The 20,879-nt window shown below is 69.3% G+C and carries 21 protein-coding genes; 9 read left to right on the top strand and 12 right to left on the bottom strand.

Annotated features, from left to right (window positions below; translation table 11 throughout):
- Positions 1 to 134: 134 nt before the first annotated feature.
- The 3 genes from CVS47_RS05985 to CVS47_RS05975 are packed head-to-tail and all read left to right on the top strand — an operon-like array spanning position 135 to position 2,434.
- The gene (locus CVS47_RS05985; protein ID WP_127095277.1) at positions 135 to 674 is read left to right on the top strand and encodes a hypothetical protein; all 540 of its coding nucleotides are present in this window, start codon (positions 135 to 137) and stop codon (positions 672 to 674) included.
- Positions 659 to 1,468 carry a hypothetical protein gene (locus CVS47_RS05980; RefSeq protein WP_127095276.1) on the top strand — a complete coding sequence of 270 codons (810 nt, stop codon included), beginning with the start codon at positions 659 to 661 and terminating at the stop codon, positions 1,466 to 1,468. The genes CVS47_RS05985 and CVS47_RS05980 overlap by 16 nt, the downstream gene beginning before the upstream one ends.
- A 48-nt stretch (positions 1,469 to 1,516) precedes the next feature.
- Complete coding sequence (locus CVS47_RS05975; RefSeq protein ID WP_420899340.1) at positions 1,517 to 2,434, top strand: 5'-3' exonuclease; 918 nt, start codon at positions 1,517 to 1,519, stop codon at positions 2,432 to 2,434.
- A 196-nt stretch (positions 2,435 to 2,630) separates the two neighbouring features.
- Here the strand turns inward: CVS47_RS05975 and CVS47_RS05970 are convergent, their stop codons facing one another.
- A complete protein-coding gene (locus CVS47_RS05970) occupies positions 2,631 to 3,626 on the bottom strand; it encodes a PHP domain-containing protein (protein ID WP_127095274.1) in 996 nt (331 codons plus the stop codon).
- 12 nt (positions 3,627 to 3,638) lie between these two features.
- Complete coding sequence (gene trpD, locus CVS47_RS05965) at positions 3,639 to 4,709, bottom strand: anthranilate phosphoribosyltransferase (RefSeq protein WP_127095273.1); 1,071 nt, start codon at positions 4,707 to 4,709, stop codon at positions 3,639 to 3,641.
- A 178-nt stretch (positions 4,710 to 4,887) separates the two neighbouring features.
- Here trpD and ctaE point away from each other — a divergent pair, with 178 nt between their 5' ends.
- The 5 genes from ctaE (at position 4,888) to CVS47_RS05940 (ending at position 9,974) form a co-directional block, all read left to right on the top strand.
- Positions 4,888 to 5,532 (top strand): aa3-type cytochrome oxidase subunit III, encoded by a 645-nt coding sequence (gene ctaE / locus CVS47_RS05960; RefSeq protein WP_127095272.1) that lies wholly within the window; start codon positions 4,888 to 4,890, stop codon positions 5,530 to 5,532.
- Between the two features lie 14 nt (positions 5,533 to 5,546).
- Positions 5,547 to 6,347 (top strand): cytochrome bc1 complex diheme cytochrome c subunit, encoded by an 801-nt coding sequence (gene qcrC, locus CVS47_RS05955; RefSeq protein WP_127095271.1) that lies wholly within the window; start codon positions 5,547 to 5,549, stop codon positions 6,345 to 6,347.
- Between the two features lie 40 nt (positions 6,348 to 6,387).
- Positions 6,388 to 7,467 (top strand): cytochrome bc1 complex Rieske iron-sulfur subunit, encoded by a 1,080-nt coding sequence (qcrA, locus tag CVS47_RS05950; protein ID WP_127095270.1) that lies wholly within the window; start codon positions 6,388 to 6,390, stop codon positions 7,465 to 7,467.
- A gap of 26 nt (positions 7,468 to 7,493) precedes the next feature.
- Positions 7,494 to 9,293 (top strand): cytochrome bc1 complex cytochrome b subunit, encoded by a 1,800-nt coding sequence (gene qcrB, locus CVS47_RS05945; RefSeq protein ID WP_127095269.1) that lies wholly within the window; start codon positions 7,494 to 7,496, stop codon positions 9,291 to 9,293.
- 231 nt (positions 9,294 to 9,524) lie between these two features.
- Entirely contained in the window at positions 9,525 to 9,974 is a 450-nt protein-coding gene (locus CVS47_RS05940; protein WP_127095268.1) for a rhodanese-like domain-containing protein, read from the top strand.
- A 44-nt stretch (positions 9,975 to 10,018) separates the two neighbouring features.
- On the opposite strand, the gene CVS47_RS05935 is transcribed toward CVS47_RS05940, so the two are convergent.
- The 6 genes from CVS47_RS05935 to CVS47_RS05910 all read right to left on the bottom strand — a co-directional run bounded on the left by CVS47_RS05935 (position 10,019) and on the right by CVS47_RS05910 (position 15,920).
- On the bottom strand, positions 10,019 to 10,816 hold the full coding sequence (locus CVS47_RS05935; protein WP_127095267.1) for a PP2C family protein-serine/threonine phosphatase: 798 nt from the start codon (positions 10,814 to 10,816) through the stop codon (positions 10,019 to 10,021).
- A gap of 4 nt (positions 10,817 to 10,820) precedes the next feature.
- Positions 10,821 to 11,255, bottom strand: coding sequence for an aa3-type cytochrome oxidase subunit IV (gene ctaF, locus CVS47_RS05930; protein ID WP_127095266.1), 435 nt, complete (start codon positions 11,253 to 11,255; stop codon positions 10,821 to 10,823).
- A complete protein-coding gene (ctaD, locus tag CVS47_RS05925; protein ID WP_127095265.1) occupies positions 11,256 to 13,019 on the bottom strand; it encodes an aa3-type cytochrome oxidase subunit I in 1,764 nt (587 codons plus the stop codon).
- Positions 13,019 to 13,915 carry an aa3-type cytochrome oxidase subunit II gene (gene ctaC / locus CVS47_RS05920; RefSeq protein ID WP_127095264.1) on the bottom strand — a complete coding sequence of 299 codons (897 nt, stop codon included), beginning with the start codon at positions 13,913 to 13,915 and terminating at the stop codon, positions 13,019 to 13,021. The genes ctaD and ctaC overlap by 1 nt, the downstream gene beginning before the upstream one ends.
- 158 nt (positions 13,916 to 14,073) lie before the next feature.
- Positions 14,074 to 14,439 (bottom strand): HesB/IscA family protein, encoded by a 366-nt coding sequence (locus CVS47_RS05915; protein WP_127095263.1) that lies wholly within the window; start codon positions 14,437 to 14,439, stop codon positions 14,074 to 14,076.
- Between the two features lie 86 nt (positions 14,440 to 14,525).
- Positions 14,526 to 15,920: a dipeptidase gene (locus tag CVS47_RS05910; protein ID WP_127095262.1), complete on the bottom strand. Its 1,395-nt coding sequence runs from the start codon at positions 15,918 to 15,920 to the stop codon at positions 14,526 to 14,528.
- Between the two features lie 48 nt (positions 15,921 to 15,968).
- Between CVS47_RS05910 and CVS47_RS05905 the strand changes: the two genes are divergently transcribed.
- On the top strand, positions 15,969 to 16,562 hold the full coding sequence (locus CVS47_RS05905) for a DUF3043 domain-containing protein (RefSeq protein ID WP_127095261.1): 594 nt from the start codon (positions 15,969 to 15,971) through the stop codon (positions 16,560 to 16,562).
- Here CVS47_RS05905 and CVS47_RS05900 read toward each other — a convergent pair.
- The 4 genes from CVS47_RS05900 to CVS47_RS16905 form a co-directional block, all read right to left on the bottom strand.
- Positions 16,537 to 17,577, bottom strand: a complete 1,041-nt coding sequence (locus CVS47_RS05900) for a quinone-dependent dihydroorotate dehydrogenase (RefSeq protein WP_127095260.1) — start codon at positions 17,575 to 17,577, stop codon at positions 16,537 to 16,539. The two genes, CVS47_RS05905 and CVS47_RS05900, sit on opposite strands and share 26 nt — an antisense overlap.
- 10 nt (positions 17,578 to 17,587) lie before the next feature.
- Positions 17,588 to 18,112: a transcriptional regulator NrdR gene (nrdR, locus tag CVS47_RS05895; RefSeq protein ID WP_241240290.1), complete on the bottom strand. Its 525-nt coding sequence runs from the start codon at positions 18,110 to 18,112 to the stop codon at positions 17,588 to 17,590.
- 12 nt (positions 18,113 to 18,124) lie between these two features.
- Complete coding sequence (hisD, locus tag CVS47_RS05890; protein ID WP_127095259.1) at positions 18,125 to 19,426, bottom strand: histidinol dehydrogenase; 1,302 nt, start codon at positions 19,424 to 19,426, stop codon at positions 18,125 to 18,127.
- Between the two features lie 66 nt (positions 19,427 to 19,492).
- Positions 19,493 to 20,815, bottom strand: coding sequence for a hypothetical protein (locus CVS47_RS16905; protein ID WP_241240289.1), 1,323 nt, complete (start codon positions 20,813 to 20,815; stop codon positions 19,493 to 19,495).
- Positions 20,816 to 20,879: the final 64 nt, after the last annotated feature.

Raw genomic sequence — 20,879 nt, 5'->3', positions numbered from 1 at the left:
GGGATGCGCGCAGGATCTACAGGAACCACAGAGGAATGGCTCGGAGCCTGGTTCGAACACCGGATGCTGCGGCCCCGCTCCTCCCCATGTGGATAACTCCTCGCGACGGCGTGAGGCGGGATTACGGTGGGGGCGTGCGCTCCCGTCTGTCCGTCATCGTCGCCGCGTCGGCTCTCGCCGCGGCGCTGCTGAGCGGCTGCACGGGCGAGCCCGCGCCGGTCGTCAGCACGCCGTCGTTCGCGACGGAGGACGAGGCGTTCGCCGCGGCCGAGCAGACCTACCGCAACTATGTCGACGCGCTCAATCAGGTGGATCTGAGCGACCCGGCCACGTTCGAGCCAATGTATAGCTGGACGTCTGGTGATCTGAACGCCGCTGTCCGTGAGAGCTACTCCCAGATGCATGCGGACGGCTGGACACAGTCGGGTGACGCCTCGATCGATTCAATCGCGATCTTGGAGCCCGGTGATAACGGTGCTCTTCAATTAGCCATCTGTCTTCGCGTTGCAGATATCGAGGTTGTGGATCGAGATGGCAACTCAGTCGTCAGTCCAGATCGCCTACCCGTCCAGTCGATAGCCACTTTGATGACCCCGAGCCCGAGCTCTCCGACGGGCTTCAAGCTTTCAGCAATTGACGGGCGGAAAGGTGAACCAACGTGTTCCGCAAGCTGATCCTGACCCTGTCGATTGCTGCAGCTTTCGTGGCTATTGATGCAGCCGCGGCTTTCGCTGATGGAAGTTGCCAGGCGGGCACATATACACACAACTGCACCATCTCCAACAACGGGTCGAGCGTGGACATCGGCGGAAGCGTCACCGACCCGGGCGATGACGGCTCGGGCGGGCGGGGAGACGAGTCCGACGCCGGTGGTGGGGGCGGCGGCGGGGCGGAAGACGACGGGACCGGGCCGGCCGTGACTCCGCAGTGCATCCCCTCCCCGACGGAGTTCTGCCGCGGCAACTACGAGGTCGTAGGTCTGCCCGACGTGACGATCGCTGACCTCGCGTCGTTCGTGCCGGCGCGTCCGAGCCTGGTCGGCGAACCGGACGGTGTCGGCATCGTGGGCATGGCGACGAACGTGGTCGCCGCGGCATCCGCTCAGGACATCGCCGGCCGGCTGTTCGAGTACGACGTGACCGTGCGCTTCACGCCCGCCGGATACCGCTTCTCGTACGGCGACGGCACGACACGTGCGACCGACACCGGCGGAGCGACCTGGGCACAGCTCGGCCAGGCCGACTTCACGGCCACGCCGACCAGTCACGCCTACGGCGAGCGCGGCACCTACACGGTAGGCGTAACGGTGCTCTACAGCGCCGCCGTCGACTTCGGCACCGGACGCTGGCGCCCCGTCGCGGGCTTCGTCGAGGCCACCACGTCAGGCTATGACGTGCGGATCGTCGAGGTGCGCACGGCGCTGGTCGACAAGACCTGTCTGGAGAACCCGCGCGGCCCGGGCTGCTAGAGCAGCGTCTGCGTACCCTGCCAGACTGGCCGGGTGGCCGACCGACTGATGCTCCTTGATTCCGCGTCGCTGTACTTCCGCGCGTTCTACGGCGTTCCCGACACGGTCAAGGCGCCTGACGGGTCACCGGTGAACGCGGTGCGCGGCTTCCTCGACATCATCACCAAGCTGATCACGCTCTACGAGCCGACCCACCTCGTGGCCTGCTGGGACGACGACTGGCGACCGCAGTGGCGCGTCGACCTCATCCCGACCTACAAGACCCATCGGGTCGCCGAGGTCATCGAGGTCGGCCCCGACGTGGAGGTCGTGCCCGACCCTCTCGAGGTGCAGGTGCCGGTCATCCGCGAGGCGCTGGCCGCTGTCGGCATCCCGATCGTCGGCGCCGCGGAGCACGAGGCGGACGACGTCATCGGCACGCTCGCCACGACCTCGGCTCTTCCCGTCGACGTCATCACCGGCGACCGCGACCTCTTCCAGCTCGTCAATGACGACCGGGACGTGCGTGTCATCTATACCGCGCGGGGTATGAGCAATCTCGAGGTGGTGACCGACGCGGTCGTCGTGAAGAAGTACGGCGTGCTGCCGTCGCAGTACGCCGACTACGCCACCCTGCGCGGTGACGCCTCCGACGGACTGCCCGGGGTCGCGGGCGTCGGAGAGAAGACCGCCGCCACCCTGCTCGCCGCGCACGGCGATCTCGCCGGGATCATCGCTGCGGCCGAGGCCGGTGGGGCGATGTCGGCGGGGGTCCGCTCGAAGATCGCGGCGGCTTCGGACTACCTCGAGGTCGCCCCCACCGTGGTCGCGGTCGTCCGCGACCTGGCCCTTCCCGAGGTGGATGCGCGCCTGCGTGCCCTCGGCGACACCGAGCGACAGGATGCTGCGGCCCTGGCCGAGCGCCGCGGTCTCGGTTCCGCGATGGACCGCATCGTCGCCGCGATCGACAAGGCCGGCGCCGCCTGAGCCCACGGTGACGGCGCATCTCCTCCCGATCTGCACACGCCGGATCGGCACATCTCCTCCCGATCTGCACACGCCGGATCGGCACATCTCCTCCCGATCTGCACACGCCGGATCGGCACATCTCCTCCCGATCGGCACACGCCGGATCGGCGCATCTCCTCCCGATCGGCACACGCCGGCTCGGCGCGCGAGGCGCTCAGCGCCGCCGGCCGGTCCATTCGCGCAGGCGCTCCAGCGGCCACGTCGTGATGACCCTGTCGACGGGCACGCCGGCCTTCTCGGCCCGCTCGGCGCCGTAGTCGATCAGCGACAGCTGCCCGGGCGCGTGCGCGTCGGAGTCGATGGAGAAGAGACATCCCTCGCGCAGGGCGATGGCGATGAGGTCGTCGGGCGGATCCTGTCGCTCCGGCCGCGAGTTGATCTCCACCGCGACGTCGTGCTGAGCGCACGCGGCGAACACCGCCTTCGCGTCGAACGTCGACGGGGGCCGCGTGCCGCGCGAGCCCTCCACCAGCCGTCCCGTCACGTGGCCGAGCACATCCATCCGGCCGCTCGAGACGGCGGCGACCAGTCGCCGTGTCATCGGAGCGCGCTCCATGCGCAGCTTCGAGTGGGCCGAGGCCACGACGACGTCGAGCTCGCGCAGCAGATCGGGCTCCTGGTCGAGGGCGCCGTCCTCGAGGATGTCGACCTCGATGCCCGACAGCAGGGTGAAGCCGTCGCCGCTCATGCCGGCCACGACCGTCAGCTGCGCGCGCAGCCGCTCGGGCGAGAGGCCGTTGGCGACGCGCAGCCGCGGGGAGTGGTCGGTGAGCGCGAGGTACTCGTGCCCGAGAGCTCGGCCCGCGTCGACCATCAGCTCGATCGAGGTGAGGCCGTCCGACCACTCGCTGTGGGAGTGGAGGTCACCGCGCAGCTTCTTCCGCAGCTGCGACGCGCGCTGCGCGCCCGCCCGCTCGCGCAGGTCCTCGAGGTAGGCGGGAGTCTTCCCGGCCAGGGCCTCCTGGATGACGGCGAAGGTCGAGTCGCCGATGCCCTTCCGGCGCCGGAGCGAGGCCGCGTCGCGGACCTCCGCGTCGCTGAGGCCGCTGATCGCATCGGACGCCGCGCGGAACGCCTTCGACTTGTACCGCGAGGATCGCTCGCGCTCGAGCAGCGTCGCGATCTCGTCCAGCGCCTCCCGGGGGTCCATGTCCGCAGCCGGTCAGACCGACGCGCCGGCGAGCTCGGCGCTCACCCGCACCCACTCGTCGAGCTTCGCGACGGCCGCGCCGCCGTCGACGGCCGCGGCTGCAGCATCCTGCGCCTCCGCCAGCCGCTCCAGGATCGGACGCTGCACCTGCGCGGCATCCTGCGACAGCCGGTAGGCGACGATGCCGGCGGCGGCGTTGAGGAGCACGATGTCGCGAACCGCGCCGCTCTCCCCCTCCAGCATCCGTCGCACGATCGCGGCGTTGTGAGCGGGCTCGCCGCCGAGGAGCTCGTCGATGTCGGCCAGGCGGATGCCGAGGTCGCGGGGGTCGAGGTCGTGCTCGTGGATGTCGCCGCGGCTGACCTCCCACAGGCGGCTGTGACCGGTCGTCGTCAGCTCGTCGAGCCCGTCGTCGCCGCGGAACACGAGCGCCGTCGCACCGCGGGTGCGGAACACGCCCGTGATGAGCGGCACGCGGTCGAGGTGCGCCACGCCCACCGCATTCGCCTCGGCGCGCGCCGGGTTGCACAGGGGCCCGAGGATGTTGAACACCGTCGGCACGCCGAGCTCGGACCGCGTGGGCCCCGCGTGACGGAAGCCGGGGTGGAAGGCCGAGGCGAAGGCGAACGTGATGCCGGTGCGCGCGAGCACCTCGGCGACGGCCTCGGGCGACAGCGTGAGGTCGAGACCGAGAGCAGCCAGCACGTCAGAGGCACCGGACGAGGAGCTCGCAGCCTTGTTGCCGTGCTTGACGACGGGGATCCCGGATGCCGCGGCCACCACCGCCGCCATCGTGGAGACGTTCACCGTGCCGAAGCGGTCGCCGCCGGTGCCGACGATGTCGAGCACGTTGGCGTCCACGCGGAGCGGCAGCGCCGCCTCGAGGATCGCATCGCGGAAGCCGACGATCTCATCGACCGTCTCGCCCTTGGCCCGCAGCGCGACCAGGAAGCCCGCGAGCTGAGACGGGCTGGCAGAGCCCCGCATCACCTGACGCATCGCCCACGTCGACTCGGACACGCTGAGGTCGCGGCCCGAGAGCAGATCGGTGAGGATGTCCGGCCAGGTGTGAAGGTCCGCCATGCCTCCCGATCGTAGTGCGGAGAGCACAGCGCGACCGGCCGCGCGGTGCTCAGCCGACGCACAAGCGGCGCAGTGAGCACTCGAAGCGGACTCCCAGCGCAGTCCGAGGCCGAACTAGGCCGACGTGAAGCTAAATCGTTGTCCGGGGATGGAAGCCACCCTCTCCACCTGAGTCATAATGGGGATTGTGACGACCACAACAGCGGCCTATTCCCAGGCGATGCGCTCCGTCAAGCGGCCAGATCCGGTCGCTGTCGGGACCATCGTGTGGCTCGGCAGCGAGGTGATGTTCTTCGCGGGGCTCTTCGCGATCTACTTCACCCTTCGCAGCACCTCGCCCGAGCTCTGGGCGCAGGAGACCGAGCTCCTCAACGTCCCTTACGCCACCGTGAACACCATCATCCTGGTGCTCTCCTCCGTGACGTGCCAGATGGGCGTCTTCGCCGCCGAGCGCTTCCAGCCGTACACGGTGAAGTCGAAGTCGTTCTTCCAGCGCTGGGGCATGGTCGAGTGGTTCTTCCTCACCTTTGCCCTGGGCGCCATCTTCGTCTCCGGCCAGGTGTGGGAGTACGCGCAGCTGGTCGCCGAGGGCATGCCCATCAGCGCCAACTCGTACGCCTCGGCGTTCTACATCACGACGGGCTTCCACGCCCTCCATGTGACCGGCGGTCTCATCGCCTTCCTCCTGGTCATCGGCCGGGCGTACGCGGTGAAGAACTTCGGCCGCAAGGAGATGACCACCTCGATCGTCGTGTCGTATTACTGGCACTTCGTCGACGTGGTCTGGATCGCCCTGTTCCTCGTCATCTACTTCCTGAAATGAGCGGAGCTGCCCGAATGGCACGCGAGAAGAAGCATCGTCCGACCGGTCGCCGGAGCCCCTGGGCTGCCGCGGCGCTGATCGGCATCGGCCTGCTCCTCACGGGCGGCATCTACGCCGGAGCGTCGGCAGCCATGGCGTCGACCACCGAGCCGGCGGCCGCCAGCGCGCTCACCGTCGAGGACGGCCAGAAGCTCTTCCAGGCGAACTGCGCCACGTGCCACGGCCTGAACCTGCAGGGTTCCGAGAACGGCCCGTCGCTCTACGGCGTCGGCGAGCTGTCTGTCCACTTCCAGGTCAGCACCGGACGCATGCCCCTCCAGCAGAGCGGGCCGCAGGCACCGCAGAAGCCGCCGCAGTTCACCGAGGACCAGGTCGCGGCGATCGCGGCCTACGTCCAGTCCACGGCCCCCGGCCCGACCTTCCCGGCGGCCGAGGTCCTCGATGGACAGGGCGACTCGGCGCACGGTGCCGAGCTGTTCCGCATCAACTGCGCCATGTGCCACAACGTCGCCGGCGCCGGTGGAGCACTCACCGAGGGCAAGTACGCCCCGAACCTCCACACGGTGTCACCGCTCAACATGTACGCCGCCATGGTCACGGGCCCGCAGAACATGCCGGTCTTCAATGACATGAACCTGACCCCGGAGGAGAAGCGCGACGTCATCTCCTACCTGGTCTACCTGCAGCAGAACGAGTCCCCCGGCGGATTCGACCTCGGCTCCCTCGGACCGGTCTCCGAAGGTCTCTTCATCTGGATCTTCGGCATCGGCACCCTCATCGCACTGACCGTCTGGGTCACGGCGAAATCCAATTGATCTTCCCTGACGCGATACGCACGGATTGACGAGGAGCACCATGGCACACGAAGTCGACGCGCTCGAGCACGAGAGGCCTTCCTGGAAGCCCTCTCCGGGGCTCACCGTCGCGGTCATCGATCCGGTGCAGCCCCCTGAGCTTCCGCCGCACCGCGAGCGTGCGACGGACAAGGACCCGGCGGTCATGAAGCGCGCCGTCCGCACGGTCTACACGCTGTTCTACCTCTCGGTCGCGGCCAGCATCTGGGCGGTCGCCGCCTACATGATCTTCCCGATCGAGAGCGGGCGGATCGTCGACATCCGCAGCAACAACCTCTTCATCGGTCTCGGCATCGGAACGGCGCTCCTGGCGCTCGGCCTCGGCGCCATCCACTGGTCGAAGGCGGTGATGTCCGACAAGGAGTACATCGAGCCCCGTCACGCCACCCGCGGCAAGGACAGCACCCGCGAGGCGGCTGTGGCCGTCTTTGAGATCGCCGACAAGGAGTCCGGCTTCGGACGTCGCGTGATGATCCGCAACTCGCTGTTCGCGGCCCTCGCGGCCTCGATCATCCCCGGCGTCACGCTCTTCCGCGGGCTCGCTCCGCAGAACACGGCAGCCAACCCCATCGCCGGCCAGCCGGTGCCGCTGCTCAGCCAGACCATGTGGACCGAGGGCGCCTACCTCACGCACGACCCGTCGGGCGAGCGCATCCGCGCGGCCGACGTGACGCTCGGCTCCGCCGTGCACGTCATCCCCGAGGAGCTGGCTTCGCTCACCCATGAGGAGGGCTACCTGGAGGAGAAGGCCAAGGCCATCGTCCTGCTGATGCGCCTCCTCCCCGAAGACCTCAACGAAGCACCTGAGAAGGCTGACTGGTCCTACCAGGGCATCGTCGCCTACTCCAAGGTCTGCACGCACGTCGGATGCCCCGTGGCTCTGTACGAGCAGCAGACCCACCACCTGCTGTGCCCCTGCCACCAGTCTCAGTTCGACGTGGCGAACGGCGCGGCGGTCATCTTCGGCCCGGCGGCGCGTCCGCTGCCGCAGCTGCCCATCACCATCGACGCAGACGGGTACCTCGTCGCCAAGAGCGACTTCCTCGAACCCGTCGGCCCGAGCTTCTGGGAGCGGCATTGAGCACCTCGACTCACCCCACGGAGAACGTGACCACGGAGCCTGCGCTCCCTGACGCGCGTTCCACCGACAAGCCGCTCGGCGGCCGCTTCGTCGCAGGCGCGGCGAACTACCTCGACGAGCGCACGAGCATGTCGGGCATCGTCAAGGAGCTCGGTCGGAAGATTTTCCCCGACCACTGGTCCTTCATGCTCGGCGAGATCGCGCTGTGGAGCTTCGTCGCCGTCCTGCTGTCGGGCACGTTCCTGACGTTCTTCTTCCAGGCGTCGATGGTGCCGACCCACTACAGCGGTGCGTACATCCCGATGCGCGGCGTCGAGATGTCGGCCGCACTGGACTCCTCGCTGCGACTGTCGTTCGACATCCGCGGCGGCCTGCTGGTCCGTCAGATCCACCACTGGGCCGCGCTCGTCTTCGTCGCCGGCATCGGCGTGCACATGCTCCGCATCTTCTTCACCGGAGCATTCCGCAAGCCCCGCGAGGTCAACTGGGTGATCGGCTTCATCCTGTTCATCCTTGCGATGGCAGAGGGCTTCACCGGCTACTCGCTCCCCGACGACCTGCTGTCCGGCAACGGCCTCCGCATCATCGACGGCATGGTCAAGGGCATCCCGCTGATCGGCACCTGGATCTCCTTCCTGCTGTTCGGCGGAGAATTCCCGGGTGACCAGATCGTCGGCCGCCTCTACACGCTGCACATCCTGCTGCTGCCCGCGATCCTGGTTGCTCTGCTCGCGCTGCACCTGATGCTCATGATCATCAACAAGCACACGCAGTTCGCCGGTCCCGCCCGTCGCAACGACAACGTCGTGGGCTACCCGATCCTGCCGGTCTACGCGTCGAAGATGGGCGGCTTCTTCTTCATCACGTTCGGTGTGATCGTCCTGGTCGCGTCGCTGTTCACGATCAACCCGATCTGGAACTATGGGCCGTACGACCCCTCCCCCGTGTCCGCCGGAACCCAGCCCGACTGGTACATCGGCTTCGCGGACGGTGCGCTCCGACTGGTGCCGCCGCACCTCGAGACGGTGCTGTTCAACAACACCTGGTCGTGGAACATCATCATCCCGCTGGCCGGCCTCGGGCTGTTCATCGTGCTCGTGATGATCTATCCCTTCATCGAGGCGTGGATCACGGGTGACAAGCGCGAGCACCACATCGCGCAGCGTCCCCGCCAGGCGGCCACCCGCACGGCCATCGGCGCCGCCGGCGTCACGTTCTACGCCGTACTGTGGGCTGCGGCATCGTCCGACATCATCGCCACGCACTTCCAGCTGACCATGGAGGGTGTCATCCACACTCTGCAGGCCCTGCTGTTCGTCGGACCGGTGGTCGCGTACTTCGTCGCCAAGCGCATGTGCCTCGCCCTGCAGAAGAAGGACCGCGAGATCGCCCTGCACGGGTACGAGTCCGGTCGCATCGTCCGCCTCCCCGGCGGCGAGTACATCGAGGTGCACCAGCCCGTCGACGAGTACGAGCGCTGGCGTCTGATCGGCTTCGAGACGAACGAGCCCCTCGTGGTGCGTCCGAACTCGCGTGGCCAGATCCCCTGGCATGAGAACATCCGCGCCTCGCTGTCGCGGTGGTTCTTCGAGGATCGCCTCACGCCCCTCACGCAGGGCGAGCTCGACGCCGCGGTGGCCCACCAGCACCACGAGCTGGAGCACATCGCGCACGACGAGGCCGAAGAGCTGCAGGGTGCCCACGCACGCGCCGGCGTCCCCGACGCTCCGCTGAAGCCGATCGACGACGGCCACTCCTCCGAGACCGCCGTCCGCCCGTCGAACGTCATCATCCCCGATGACAAGGACGGCAAGAAGAAGTCCTGAGGCCACGGCCTCGAACAACGCGAACGCCCGGGTGGATGACCACCCGGGCGTTCGCGTCTCCGTACCCGAGGCACTTCGGGCGTGAGCGTGGCCGGCAGGCCAAACCCGGCTGCGGGGCGGAACCCAGCGGCGCGGCGGACTCCAACGGCAGGTCGGGACCCGGCAGGAATCCTGCGCAGTGTGGCGCTCCGAGGCAGCAGTGAGTGCGGTCGGCGACCATACGCTGACGTCATGACCACTGATCTCCCGACCAGCACCTCTGCGCCGACCGCGACCGCGGACGCCGCCGCCGCGTACTTCGCCGCCAAGCTCGCCTGCGAGACCGATCCATCGGACGTGTACGAGGCGCAGAAGGCCGGTGAGCGGTTCCTCCTCGTCGACGTGCGCGGCGCCGAGGCCTGGGCCCAGGGACGCATCCCCGGTGCGGTCCACATCCCCTACGGGACGATTGCGGAGCGGGCAGCCCACGACATCCCCCTCGACATGCCCGTCGTGGTCTACTGCTGGAGTCCGGGGTGCAACGCCGGCGCCAAGGGAGCACTCGCGTTCACACAGGCGGGCTACTCGGTGCGCGAGATGATCGGCGGCTTCGAGTATTGGGCACGGGAGGGCTATCCCACCGAGGATGACGACGGCACCCTCCCCCGCATGCGCGACCGACTCGTCGCACTGGTGCGCTGACGGGCACGCTCCCGCGCCGACGGACTGTCGCCGACGGGGTCCGCCTAGGCGGTGCGACCGAGGTCGTCGGGCTCCTCGCAGAAGCGGGCGGATGCCGCTCCCGTGAACTGCGCACGATCGCTCAGAGTGTCCCCGGACTGCACGTCGACGACGACCGCCGTGATGTTGTCGGCGGAGCCCGCGTCATCCGCCAGGCGCACCAGCTCGGCCGCGGCATCGGCCGGAGACGCCGCTGAGCGGAGCACGTCGGCCACGAGGACCTCCGGCACGTAGTCGGTCACGCCGTCGCTGCACAGGAGCCAGCGGTCGCCCTCCTGGGCGTCGTGGGGCTCGATGCGGACGATGTCCCGTTCGTTGCCGCTGTAGGACGCGGTGATGATGTTCCGCCGGGGATGCGTCCAGGCGTTCTCCGGCATGACGATGCCGCGGTCGACGAGCTCCTGGACGTAGGAGTCGTCGCGCGTCATCCTGCGGCAGTCGCCCGCACGAAGGCGGTAGGCGCGCGAGTCGCCGACATGCGCGAGGAGCAGACGCCCGGGCTCCACGTCGACGAAGACGCCCGTCAGCGTGGTCGCCATGCCAGCCAGGGCGCTGTCACGGGCCGTGTGCGCCCGCAGGTCCCAGTTCGCCAGGCGGATGCGGGTGTGCAGCCGCTCCTCGCCGATCTCGCGCTGCACGCCTGCGACGAGTCGGTGCACGAGCGCAGCGGAGGCGAGGTCGCCGGCAGGTCCACCGCCGACACCGTCGGCGACGGCGGCTCCCCAGGATGCCGTGAAGGCGGCATCCTGGTTCACCGAGCGTCGGGGTCCGACCTCCGAGACGGAGGCTCCGGTGAGCCTCATACGATCAGCGCGCGAAGTATCCGCGGTAGTACTCGTACACCCAGCCCACGATGGCGACGGCGAAGATGCCGAGGCCGATCGGGAACATCCACGTGCCGACCGCGAGACCGATCATGCCGATGGCAGCCGAGAACGCGAGGATGATGGGCCACCACGACCAGGGGCTGAACTCACCCAGCTCGGGGTCGCCGTCATCGATGTCGGCGGTGAGGATGTCGGCGGGGAGCTCGCCGCCCTGTGCGGCGTGCACGCGCTGCACGTAGAAGGCGATGAGCGATCCCATGAGTGCCGTGAACAGCAGTGCGACACTGCCCACCCACTCGATCCCGTGCCACCATTCCGGCTGCGGGTGAGCGATGATGTTCCACACCGTGTAGGCGACGAAGACCAGGAAGAAGAAGCCGGTCAGGATCCACCAGAGAGCCACATTGGTGCGCACTTACTTCACCTTTCCTTCGGCGAGGTCGGCCACCGGGGCGTCGGGAGCGTCCTTCGCCGGTCCCACGCCCACCGGCACGCCGGCCTCGGGGTGGTTCAGGTCGAACGCGGGACGCTCGCTGCGGATGCGCGGGATCGACGTGAAGTTGTGACGCGGCGGCGGGCAGGAGGTGGCCCACTCGAGCGAAGCGCCGTAGCCCCACGGGTCGTTGACCGTCACCTTGGGAGCCTTGCGGGCGGTGACCCAGACGTTGAACAGGAACGGGATCATCGACGCGCCCAGGATGATGGAGCCGATCGTCGACAGCTGGTTCTGCCAGGTGAAGCCGTCGGCCGCGGAGTAGTCCGCATAGCGGCGCACCATGCCGTCGACGCCCAGCCAGTGCTGCACGAGGAAGGTCATGTGGAAGCCGATGAACAGCATCCAGAAGTGCACCATGCCGAGACGCTCGTTGAGCATGCGACCGGTGAACTTCGGCCACCAGAAGTAGAAGCCGGCGAACATCGCGAACACGACCGTGCCGAACACCACGTAGTGGAAGTGGGCCACGACGAAGTACGAGTCGGACAGGTGGAAGTCCAGCGGCGGCGAGGCGAGGATGATGCCCGTGAGACCACCGAACACGAAGGTGATGAGGAAGCCGATCGACCAGACCATCGGCGTCTCGAACGTCACGGAGCCTCGCCACATGGTGCCGACCCAGTTGAAGATCTTCACACCCGTCGGAACGGCGATGAGCATCGTCATGAGCGCGAAGAACGGCAGCAGGACCGCACCGGTCACGTACATGTGGTGCGCCCACACGGCCACCGACAGGGCGGCGATCGCGATCGTGGCGTAGACGAGCGTCTTGTATCCGAAGATCGGCTTGCGGCTGAACACCGGGAAGATCTCCGACACGATGCCGAAGAACGGCAGGGCGATGATGTACACCTCGGGGTGCCCGAAGAACCAGAACAGGTGCTGCCACAGCAGGACGCCGCCGTTCGCGGGGTCGTAGATGTGGGCGCCGAGCACGCGGTCGGCCGCAGCGGCCAGGATCGCGGCGGCGAGCACCGGGAAGGCCATGAGCACGAGGATGCTGGTGATCAGCGTGTTCCACGTGAAGATCGGCATGCGCCACATCGTCATGCCCGGAGCGCGCATGGTGATGATCGTGGTGATGAAGTTCACGGCGCCGAGGATCGTGCCGAAACCGCTCATGCCGAGGCCCAGCATCCACAGGTTCCCACCTGCGCCCGGTGAGAAGCTCGCGCCTGCCAAGGGCTGATAGGCGAACCAGCCAAAGGCGGCCGCGCCCTGCGGGGTGAGGAAGCCGGAGACGGCGATGGTGGAGCCGAAGAGCAACAGCCAGAAGGCGAAGGCGTTGAGGCGCGGGAACGCGACGTCGGGCGCCCCGATCTGCAGCGGCATGATCACGTTGGCGAAGCCGGCGAACAACGGCGTCGCGAACATCAGCAGCATGATCGTGCCGTGCATCGTGAACAGCTGGTTGTACTGCTCCTTGGTCGGCACGACCTGCATGCCGGGCTCGAAGAGCTCGGCGCGGATGATCAGCGCCATGACGCCACCGAGCATGAAGAAGATCACCGAGGCGATCAGGTACATGTAGCCGATGGTCTTGTGGTCAGTGGAGGTGATCCACTTGACGATCAGGTTTCCCTTGTCCTCGACCCGCGTCGAGGTCAGCAGCGCCGCCTGACGAGGGGGCAGGGTCAACGGACGCCCGGAGGACTTCTCCTGAAGCGGAAGCGTCGTCGCCATCACTTACCTTCTTCGCTGTTCGTGGCCCCGGTGCCGGGCAGGTTGCCGAGCCGGCTGTAGGCCTGTGAGATGTCTCCGGTGTTTCCCGCGGCGCGGAGCGACGCCAGGTAGTCGTCGTACTCCGACTCGCTGACGACCTTCACGTTGAAGAGCATCGCCGAGTGGAACTCGCCGCAGAGCTCGGCGCACTTGCCGGCGTAGGTGCCCTCGCGGGTCGGCGTGAAGGACCAGTAGTTCTCGCGCCCGATGTACATGTCCTTCTTGTACAGGAAGTCGATGATCCAGAACGAGTGGATCACGTCGCGCGACTGGAGGTTGATCTTCACCGTCTTGTTGACCGGGAGGTACAGGGTCGGCAGGGCCGCCTGGTCGACGTCGCCGCTGGCGGTCGGGACGGCCTGGACGCCCATGGTCCACACGGCGTCCTCGTTGTCGGCGTCCTCGCCGTTGTACTGGAAGTCCCAGGCCCACTGCTTCCCGATGGCCGTGATCGACACGTCGGGGTTCTCGGTCTGCGTCTCGAGGATCGTCTGGTCACGCGCGGTGAAGGCGAAGAACCCGATGACGAGGATGAGCGGCACGATCGTGTAGAAGATCTCGATCGGCATGTTGTAGCGGAGCTGCACCGGAAGGCCGGACTGCCCCTTGCGACGCCGGTACGCGAACGCGGCGAAGAGGATCAGACCCCACGTGATCACGCCGACCGCGAGCAGGACGATCCAGGAGTTGACCCACAGACCCGACACCATCGCGGTGTGGTTCGTGGCCTGCGAACCGTCTTCCTGGAAGCCCGGCAGGAAGCCGTTCAGCTCTGTCGGGGTGCACCCGGCGAGGACGACGGCCGTTGCGATCCCGACGGGGAGAACAGCCCAGCGGATGCGGCGTTTCGACGGCACAGTGCACCTTTCCGGAGGTGAGAGAGACGCCCGCAAGTCTACGGCAAGCGCTCAGTGTATTCAGGCCATCCGCCCAGCCGGACTCTCGACGTGAAGACGGAAACGGCCGGGTTCGCAGGTCCCTCAGGACGCGCGACCCGGCCGGTGATCCACGTGGATCAGTGGAAGCTGTCGCCGCAGGCGCAGCTGCCCGCGGCGTTCGGGTTGTCGATCGTGAAGCCCTGCTCCGAGATCGTGTCCTTGAAGTCGATGGTGGCGCCGTCGAGGTACGGGACGCTCATCTCGTCGACGACGACCTCGACACCGTCGAAGTCCACGGCGACGTCGCCGTCGAGGAAGCGCTCGTCGAAGTACAGCTGGTAGATCAGGCCCGAGCATCCACCCGGCTGCACGGCGACGCGCAGGCGGAGGTCATCGCGACCCTCCTGGCCGAGCAGGCTCTTCACCTTGCCGGCGGCGGCATCACTGAGCAGCACGCCGTGTGCGCGCGCGATCTGGTCGGTCGACAGTGCGGTGTCGGTCATGGCTCTCCTTGCGAGGGTCCTGGTGCGGACGGCGGTGCCGCCCTGACGATTCTACGCCCGGGTTGCCCGGGCGGCCCCGAAGCCGGTCAGAGCGTCCGCGCGTCGAGGTCGGCGAGCAGCAGCGCCTCGGAGAGGACCGCCGCACGGAACGTGTCGAGGTGCAGCGATTCGTTGGGGCTGTGCGCGCGCGAGTGCGGGTCCTCCACCCCCGTGACGAGGATCTGCGCCCCCGGGAACTCCCGGACGAGATCGGAGATGAACGGGATGGACCCGCCCACGCCGATGTCGACCGGCTCCACGCCGTAGCCGGCGTGCAGGGCGTCACGGACGGCCGACACCGCCCAGCCGGAGGTGTCGACGAGGAAGCCGTCGCCGAGGTCGAGGTCGCTGAACTCGAGCTGCGCGCCGAACGGGGCGTGCGCGCGCAGATGCGTCTCCATCGCCTCGTACGCCTCGCGGGCGCTCTGCCCGGGGGCGACGCGGGCGCTGACGACGACGGACATGCTGGGCGCGAGGGCGTTGGATGCCGCGGCCACCGTCGTCGCGTCGATGCCGATCACCGTGATCGCCGGCTTGTTCCAGATGCGGCTGAGGATGCTGCCTCCGCCGATCGGCTGCACGCCGTCGGGCAGTCCGGCCTCCTCGCGGAGCGTGGCCTCCGTGTACTCGGGGGTCGCGGCATCCCGCTCCGTCATGCCGGCGACGGCGACCGAGCCGTCCTCGTTCCAGAGGCTGTCGAGCAGGCGGATCGTCGCGAGCATCGCATCGGGCACCGCTCCGCCGAACATGCCGGAGTGCGAGGCGTGGTCGAGGGTGCGGACGGTGAGGGTGAAGCGCGCGTTGCCGCGGAGTGAGACGGTCACCGCCGGCGTGCGCGAATCCCAGTTGCCCGAGTCGGCGACGACGATCACGTCGGACCGCAGCGCGTCGGCGTTGTCCGCGAGGAAGCCGGCGAAGGAGCGCGAGCCGTACTCCTCCTCCCCTTCGATGAAGAGCGCCACGCCCAGGTCGAAGTCGTCGCCGAGCGCCTCGCGCAGCGCGCGCACGGCGGCGACGTGCGCCATGACTCCCGCCTTGTCGTCGGCGGCGCCGCGGCCGTACAGCCGGCCGTCGCGGACGGTGGGCTCGAAGGGCGGCGTCTCCCACAGGGCCTCGTCGCCGGGGGGCTGCACGTCGTGGTGCGCGTAGAGCAGCACGGTCGGGCGACCGTTGCGCGCGGCGCGCGTCGCCAGGATGGCCGGCTGACCCTGCTCGTCGGTGCCCGGGATCGCTGCGGTCTTGATCTCGACGCTCTCGAAGACGCCGGTGTCGCGCACGAGGGCCGCGATCGCCTCGGCGCTGCGACCCAGCTGGGTCTGGTCGAAGGAGGGCCACGCGATGGAGGGGATCCTCACCAGAGCCCCGAGATCGGCGAGTGCTGCGGGGATGCCGGAGGTGGCGGCATCCCGCACGGATTCGGTTCGGGACAGGTCGGAGCTCATGCGGGTAATCTTAGGAGACCCCCTTCCGCACTCCCGAGGATGAGAACCGTGGCCAAGACCCCCGCAGCCCCCGCGCCCAGCGACGCCCCCTCGGACGGCACCGCCCTCAACGGCGTTCCCGTCGGCGGATCGGGCAAGGGCCGCGCCACGCCGAGCCGTGCGGAGCAGGAGGCGGCCCGCCGTCGTCCGCTCGTCGCCGACACCAAGGAGGCGAAGGCCCGCGCCCGCTCCGAGATGGCGGCGCAGCGCGAGAAGGCCCGCCTGGGCATGGCAGCCGGCGATGACAAGTTCCTCCCGGTGCGCGACAAGGGTCCGCAGCGCCGGTTCATCCGCGATCTGGTCGACTCCGGCTGGCACCTGGGCGAGGCGGTCATGCCGGCGATGGTGCTCGTGATCGTCGCGACGTTCATCCCCTACCCGCCTGTGCAGTACTACGCGTTCATCGTGCTGTGGATCTTCATCCTGTTCGTCATCGGCGACATGATCATCACGTCGATCCGCGCCAAGCGCGCCGCGCGGGCGAAGTTCGGGGAAGAGCGCACCGAGCGGGGCCTCGGATGGTACGCCGCGATGCGCACCATCCAGATGCGCTTCATGCGCCTGCCGAAGCCGCAGGTCAGGCGCGGCGGACGCCCCGCCTGACGGCCAGGCCGCGGTTGATCTGTCGCGCCCACAGCGGGCCGCGGTAGAGGAACGCCGTGTATCCCTGGACGAGGTCGGCGCCGGCCTCGAGCCGCTCGCGGACGTCGTCGGCCGTGTCGACACCGCCGACAGAGATGACGCAGAAGTCCGCCGGCACGACGCCGCGGACGAGCCGCAGCACCTCCAGGGCGCGGGCGCGCAGCGGCGCTCCCGACAGTCCGCCCGCACCGGCGGCCTCGACCACGGACGCATCGGTGCGCAGACCGGTGCGCGACAGGGTGGTGTTGGTCGCCACGAGCCCGGCGAGGCCCACCTCCACCGCGAGACGAGAGATCTCCTCCACCTCGTCGTCGGGCAGGTCGGGGGCGATCTTCACCAGCAGCGGAGTCCGCCCCGCGGCATCCCGCACCGCCTCCAGCAGGGGGCGCAGGGTCTGCACCGCCTGCAGGCCCCGCAGCCCCGGGGTGTTCGGGGAGGAGACGTTGACCACGAGGTAGTCCGCGAGCGGCGCGAGCAGCGTCGCGCTGCGGAGGTAGTCCGCAGTCGCGTCGGCGACGTCCACCACGCGGCTCTTGCCGATGTTCACGCCGACGATCGCACGCCGCGGCCGGCGTCGCAGACGGGCGAGGCGGCCGTGGGCGGCCTCCGCTCCCCCGTTGTTGAAGCCCATCCTGTTGATCACCGCGCGATCGGGGATGAGGCGGAACAGACGAGGGCGCGGGTTGCCGTCCTGTGGCACGGCGGTGATGGTGCCCACCTCGACATGGCCGAAGCCCAGCGCGTCGAGGCCGCGCACGGCTGTCACGTCCTTGTCGAACCCGGCGGCCACGCCGAACGGCGAGTCGAAGACGAGGCCCAGGGCCTCGGTGCGCAGCGACCGCGCCGGTGAGGTGACGGCACGGGCGATCCATGACAGCGGCGGCACCCCGAGCGCGCGGATCACCACGACAGCCGCGTGGTGCGCGGTCTCGGGGTCGAGGCGCGCGAGGACGGTGCGGAAGAGGAGGGGATACATCCCCGCCAGATTACCGGGACGGGGAGGCGTCGAACGTCTCGGCGGCGGGCGCCTCGTCGTCGGCGCGGGAGGCCCGCGGTCCGCCGGCGAGGTGGTCGGCGCGCAGCTGACCGATCGCGCTCTCGAAGTCCTCCAGCGAATCGAACGCCTGATAGACGCTCGCGAAGCGGAGATACGCGACCTCGTCGAGTTCGCGGAGAGGACCGAGGATGGCCAGGCCGATCTCGTTGGTCTCGATCTGCGACGCGCCCGTCTGCCGGACGGCCTCCTCCACCTTCTGCGCGAGCACGGCGAGGTCGGCATCGGTCACGGGTCGCCCCTGGCAGGCCTTCCGGACACCTGACATGACCTTCTCACGGCTGAAGGGCTCGATCACGCCGGAGCGCTTGATGATGTTGAGGCTCGCGGTCTCGATGGTCGAGAATCGGCCGCCGCACTCGGGGCACTGCCGACGTCGACGGATGCTGAGCCCGTCGTCGCTGGTACGGGAATCGATGACGCGGGAATCCGGATGGCGGCAGAACGGGCAGTGCATGGCAGGGAAAGACTACGCCTCGAAGCGCGCCTGGACGGCTTCGCCGTGCGCGGGCAGTGCTTCCGCGTCGGCGAGGGCCACGATCCGCTCTCGTACCTCCGCCAGCGCCGCGCGGTCGTAGTCGATGACCTGCTGGGGGCGGAGGAAGGTGCTGGCGGAGAGCCCGGCGGCGTAGCGGGCCTGCCCGCCGGTGGGGAGCACGTGGTTGCTTCCGGCGAGGTAGTCGCCCAGGCTGACCGGCGAGGACTCCCCCACGAAGACGGCGCCGGCGTGGACGAAGTCCTCGGGGCGAGGCTCGGCGAGGTGCAGCTCGAGGTGCTCGGGGGCGTAGGCGTTGCTCACGGCCGTCGCGGCTGCGACGTCGTCGACGAGGATCACCGCGGACTGCGGGCCGGAGAGTGCGATGTCGACGCGCGCGCTGTGCCGCGTGCGCGGTACGCGCTCGGCGAGCTCCCGCGCGACGTCGCCGGCGAGACGTTCGCTCGTGGTGACCAGGACCGCGGCGGCCTGCTCGTCGTGCTCCGCCTGGCTGATGAGGTCGGCCGCCACCAGCCGGGCGTCGGCCGAATCGTCGGCCACGATGAGGATCTCGGTGGCGCCGGCCTCGGAGTCGGTGCCGACGAGCCCCGCCACGGCGCGCTTGGCGGCCGCCACGAAGTTGTTGCCGGGGCCGGTGACGATGTCGACCGGCTCGAGGTCGAGGGCGGGCACTCCGTAGGCGAAGGCGCCGACGGCGCCGGCGCCGCCCATCGCGTAGACCTCGGTGACGCCGAGCAGGTGGGCGGCGGCGAGGATCACCGGGTGCACCCGGCCGCCCTGGTCGCTCTGCGGGGGCGATGCGAGAGCGACCTCCGACACACCCGCGACCTGGGCGGGGACGACGTTCATCACGACGCTCGAGGGGTAGACCGCCTTGCCGCCGGGCACATAGACGCCGACCCGGCGCACCGGCTGCCAGCGCTGCACGACGCGGGCACCGGGAGCGAGCTCCGTGGTGCGCTCGGGAGGGACCTGCGCCGCCGATGCCGTGCGCACGCGCGTGATCGCCTCGTCGAGCGCGTCGCGCACCCGCGGATCGAGCCCCGCCAGGGCCTGCTCGAGATGCGCCGCTGGCACACGGATCGCGTGGTCGCGCACGCCGTCGAAGCGGTCGGCCTGGTCGCGGAGTGCGTCCTCGCCGCGCTCGGCGACCTCGTGGACGATCGCCGCTGCCGCCGTGACGGCCGCCTCCCGGGCCGCCGTGGCGCGCGGGACGGTGGCGAGGAGCTCGGCTGCGGTCATGTCGCGACCGCGGAGGTCGATGGTGCGGAGCATCCCTCCAGGCTACCGGCCGTGACCGGTCGGCCGAGCCGCGCGACGGCGACCCGGCCGGCCCGATGATCAGCCGCGCGTGACGCCGCTGACGTCGTGCAGGTAGCCGACGCGACCGTCCTCATGACGGATCACGAAGACGGACCCGCGGTCCTCGATGACGAGGGCCCACGCGGTCGGGCCGACCCGGAAGATCGGCAGACCGCGCTCGTCGAGCACTTCGCGCTCGACCGGCGACAGTGCCCAGAACGCCTGGTACGACGGCGCCTGCGGCTCGGCCTCGGCGGGCTCGTAGGTGCCGCGGCGCTGCTGCGGGGTCCAGGTGTCGTCCACGGATGCGTCGGCGACGGCGCCGCCGCGGGCGGGCATGGTGTCGTCGGCGAGCGGCGGGTAGGCGCCGGTCTCCTGGTCGTCCGTGACGGAGGAGGAGCGCTGGTAGCCCGGCACCTGTGCGCCGGCGTCGTCGTATCCCCGCTCTTGCGCGCCGGCCTCCGGGTAGCCGCTGACCTGGTATCCGCTCTGCGGCGTGCCGGTGCCGTCGGCGCCGGGCTGAGCTGCGTCCTGGTACGGGGCGTCCTGCTGGTACGGGGCGTCCTCCTGGTACGGGGCGCCGTCCCGGTAGGGGGCGTCGTGAGCGGCATCCCGGCCGTCGTGCACCGCGTCGAAGACCGACGTGTGGTCGTCGGGCGAGGCGACGTCCTCGTGCTCGTCTGCGACGGAGGCGACCGGCGGCGCGGCCTTCTCGCGCGGAGCGGGCGCGGGCCGGGGCGTGATCGCGCGGATCGGGCGTGCGTTGCGGTGGGCCGGGATCTCGGGGCGGTCGCGGAAGTCATCCTTCAGCACGGGGATGACCGGGGCCATCACCGTCAGCACCACACCGGCGGTCAGGAAGACGAACTCGACCCAGATGACCCACGAGCCGATCCACACCCCGCTCTCCGCGAGGGCGATGAAGCTGTTCCAGATCGAGGCGAGCCACAGCACGGAGGCGACGGAGAACGCGACCGAGGCGAACTGGTCGATGCCCAGCGAGCCGACCCGGCGGATGCCCTGGGGCGAGAAGCGGCGCAGCACGATGAGGAAGACAGCGACCGTCGGCACGCCGATCCGCAGCACCCAGTCGATGCCGCTCTCCCACACGGAACCGCCGTCGATCGACCGGCTGTAGAGCGGGAAGAAGGACGCCACGAACGCCACCAGCCACACTCCCGCGAGCGCGACCTCCCGGATGGAGAACGGACCGACGCCGTACTGCGGCTGCGGCCCGGACGTGGTCGCCGCCGCGTCGTGCCCGTCGGCCCCGGTGCGGTCCTGGTCGACAGGCGTTCCCGCCTCGTCCCGCACGTCGGCCTCGGCCTGCGCCTGGTCGTCGTTCCACTGATGGTCGCTCACGGTGTTCCTCTCCGGTCGCGCCGCCGCGACTCGCGTTGGCATATTACCCAGCCGACATGAGACA

It is taken from the genome of Microbacterium lemovicicum, from assembly GCF_003991875.1.
Taxonomy (GTDB): domain Bacteria; phylum Actinomycetota; class Actinomycetes; order Actinomycetales; family Microbacteriaceae; genus Microbacterium; species Microbacterium lemovicicum.
This window is presented reverse-complemented; position numbering and strand designations above follow the sequence as displayed.

Bases quoted from the DNA above. Each gene is read 5' to 3' on its own strand.
- CVS47_RS05970 (WP_127095274.1), bottom strand. From the start codon at position 3,626: ATGGACCCCCGGGAGGCGCTGGACGAGATCGCGACGCTGCTCGAGCGC.
- qcrA (WP_127095270.1), top strand. From the start codon at position 6,388: ATGGCACACGAAGTCGACGCGCTCGAGCACGAGAGGCCTTCCTGGAAG.
- ctaE (WP_127095272.1), top strand. From the start codon at position 4,888: ATGGGGATTGTGACGACCACAACAGCGGCCTATTCCCAGGCGATGCGC.
- CVS47_RS05915 (WP_127095263.1), bottom strand. From the start codon at position 14,439: ATGACCGACACCGCACTGTCGACCGACCAGATCGCGCGCGCACACGGC.
- ctaD (WP_127095265.1), bottom strand. From the start codon at position 13,019: ATGGCGACGACGCTTCCGCTTCAGGAGAAGTCCTCCGGGCGTCCGTTG.
- hisD (WP_127095259.1), bottom strand. From the start codon at position 19,426: ATGCTCCGCACCATCGACCTCCGCGGTCGCGACATGACCGCAGCCGAG.
- trpD (WP_127095273.1), bottom strand. From the start codon at position 4,709: ATGGCGGACCTTCACACCTGGCCGGACATCCTCACCGATCTGCTCTCG.
- CVS47_RS05900 (WP_127095260.1), bottom strand. From the start codon at position 17,577: ATGTATCCCCTCCTCTTCCGCACCGTCCTCGCGCGCCTCGACCCCGAG.
- nrdR (WP_241240290.1), bottom strand. From the start codon at position 18,112: ATGCACTGCCCGTTCTGCCGCCATCCGGATTCCCGCGTCATCGATTCC.
- CVS47_RS05975 (WP_420899340.1), top strand. From the start codon at position 1,517: ATGCTCCTTGATTCCGCGTCGCTGTACTTCCGCGCGTTCTACGGCGTT.
- qcrC (WP_127095271.1), top strand. From the start codon at position 5,547: ATGGCACGCGAGAAGAAGCATCGTCCGACCGGTCGCCGGAGCCCCTGG.
- CVS47_RS05940 (WP_127095268.1), top strand. From the start codon at position 9,525: ATGACCACTGATCTCCCGACCAGCACCTCTGCGCCGACCGCGACCGCG.
- CVS47_RS05935 (WP_127095267.1), bottom strand. From the start codon at position 10,816: ATGAGGCTCACCGGAGCCTCCGTCTCGGAGGTCGGACCCCGACGCTCG.
- CVS47_RS05910 (WP_127095262.1), bottom strand. From the start codon at position 15,920: ATGAGCTCCGACCTGTCCCGAACCGAATCCGTGCGGGATGCCGCCACC.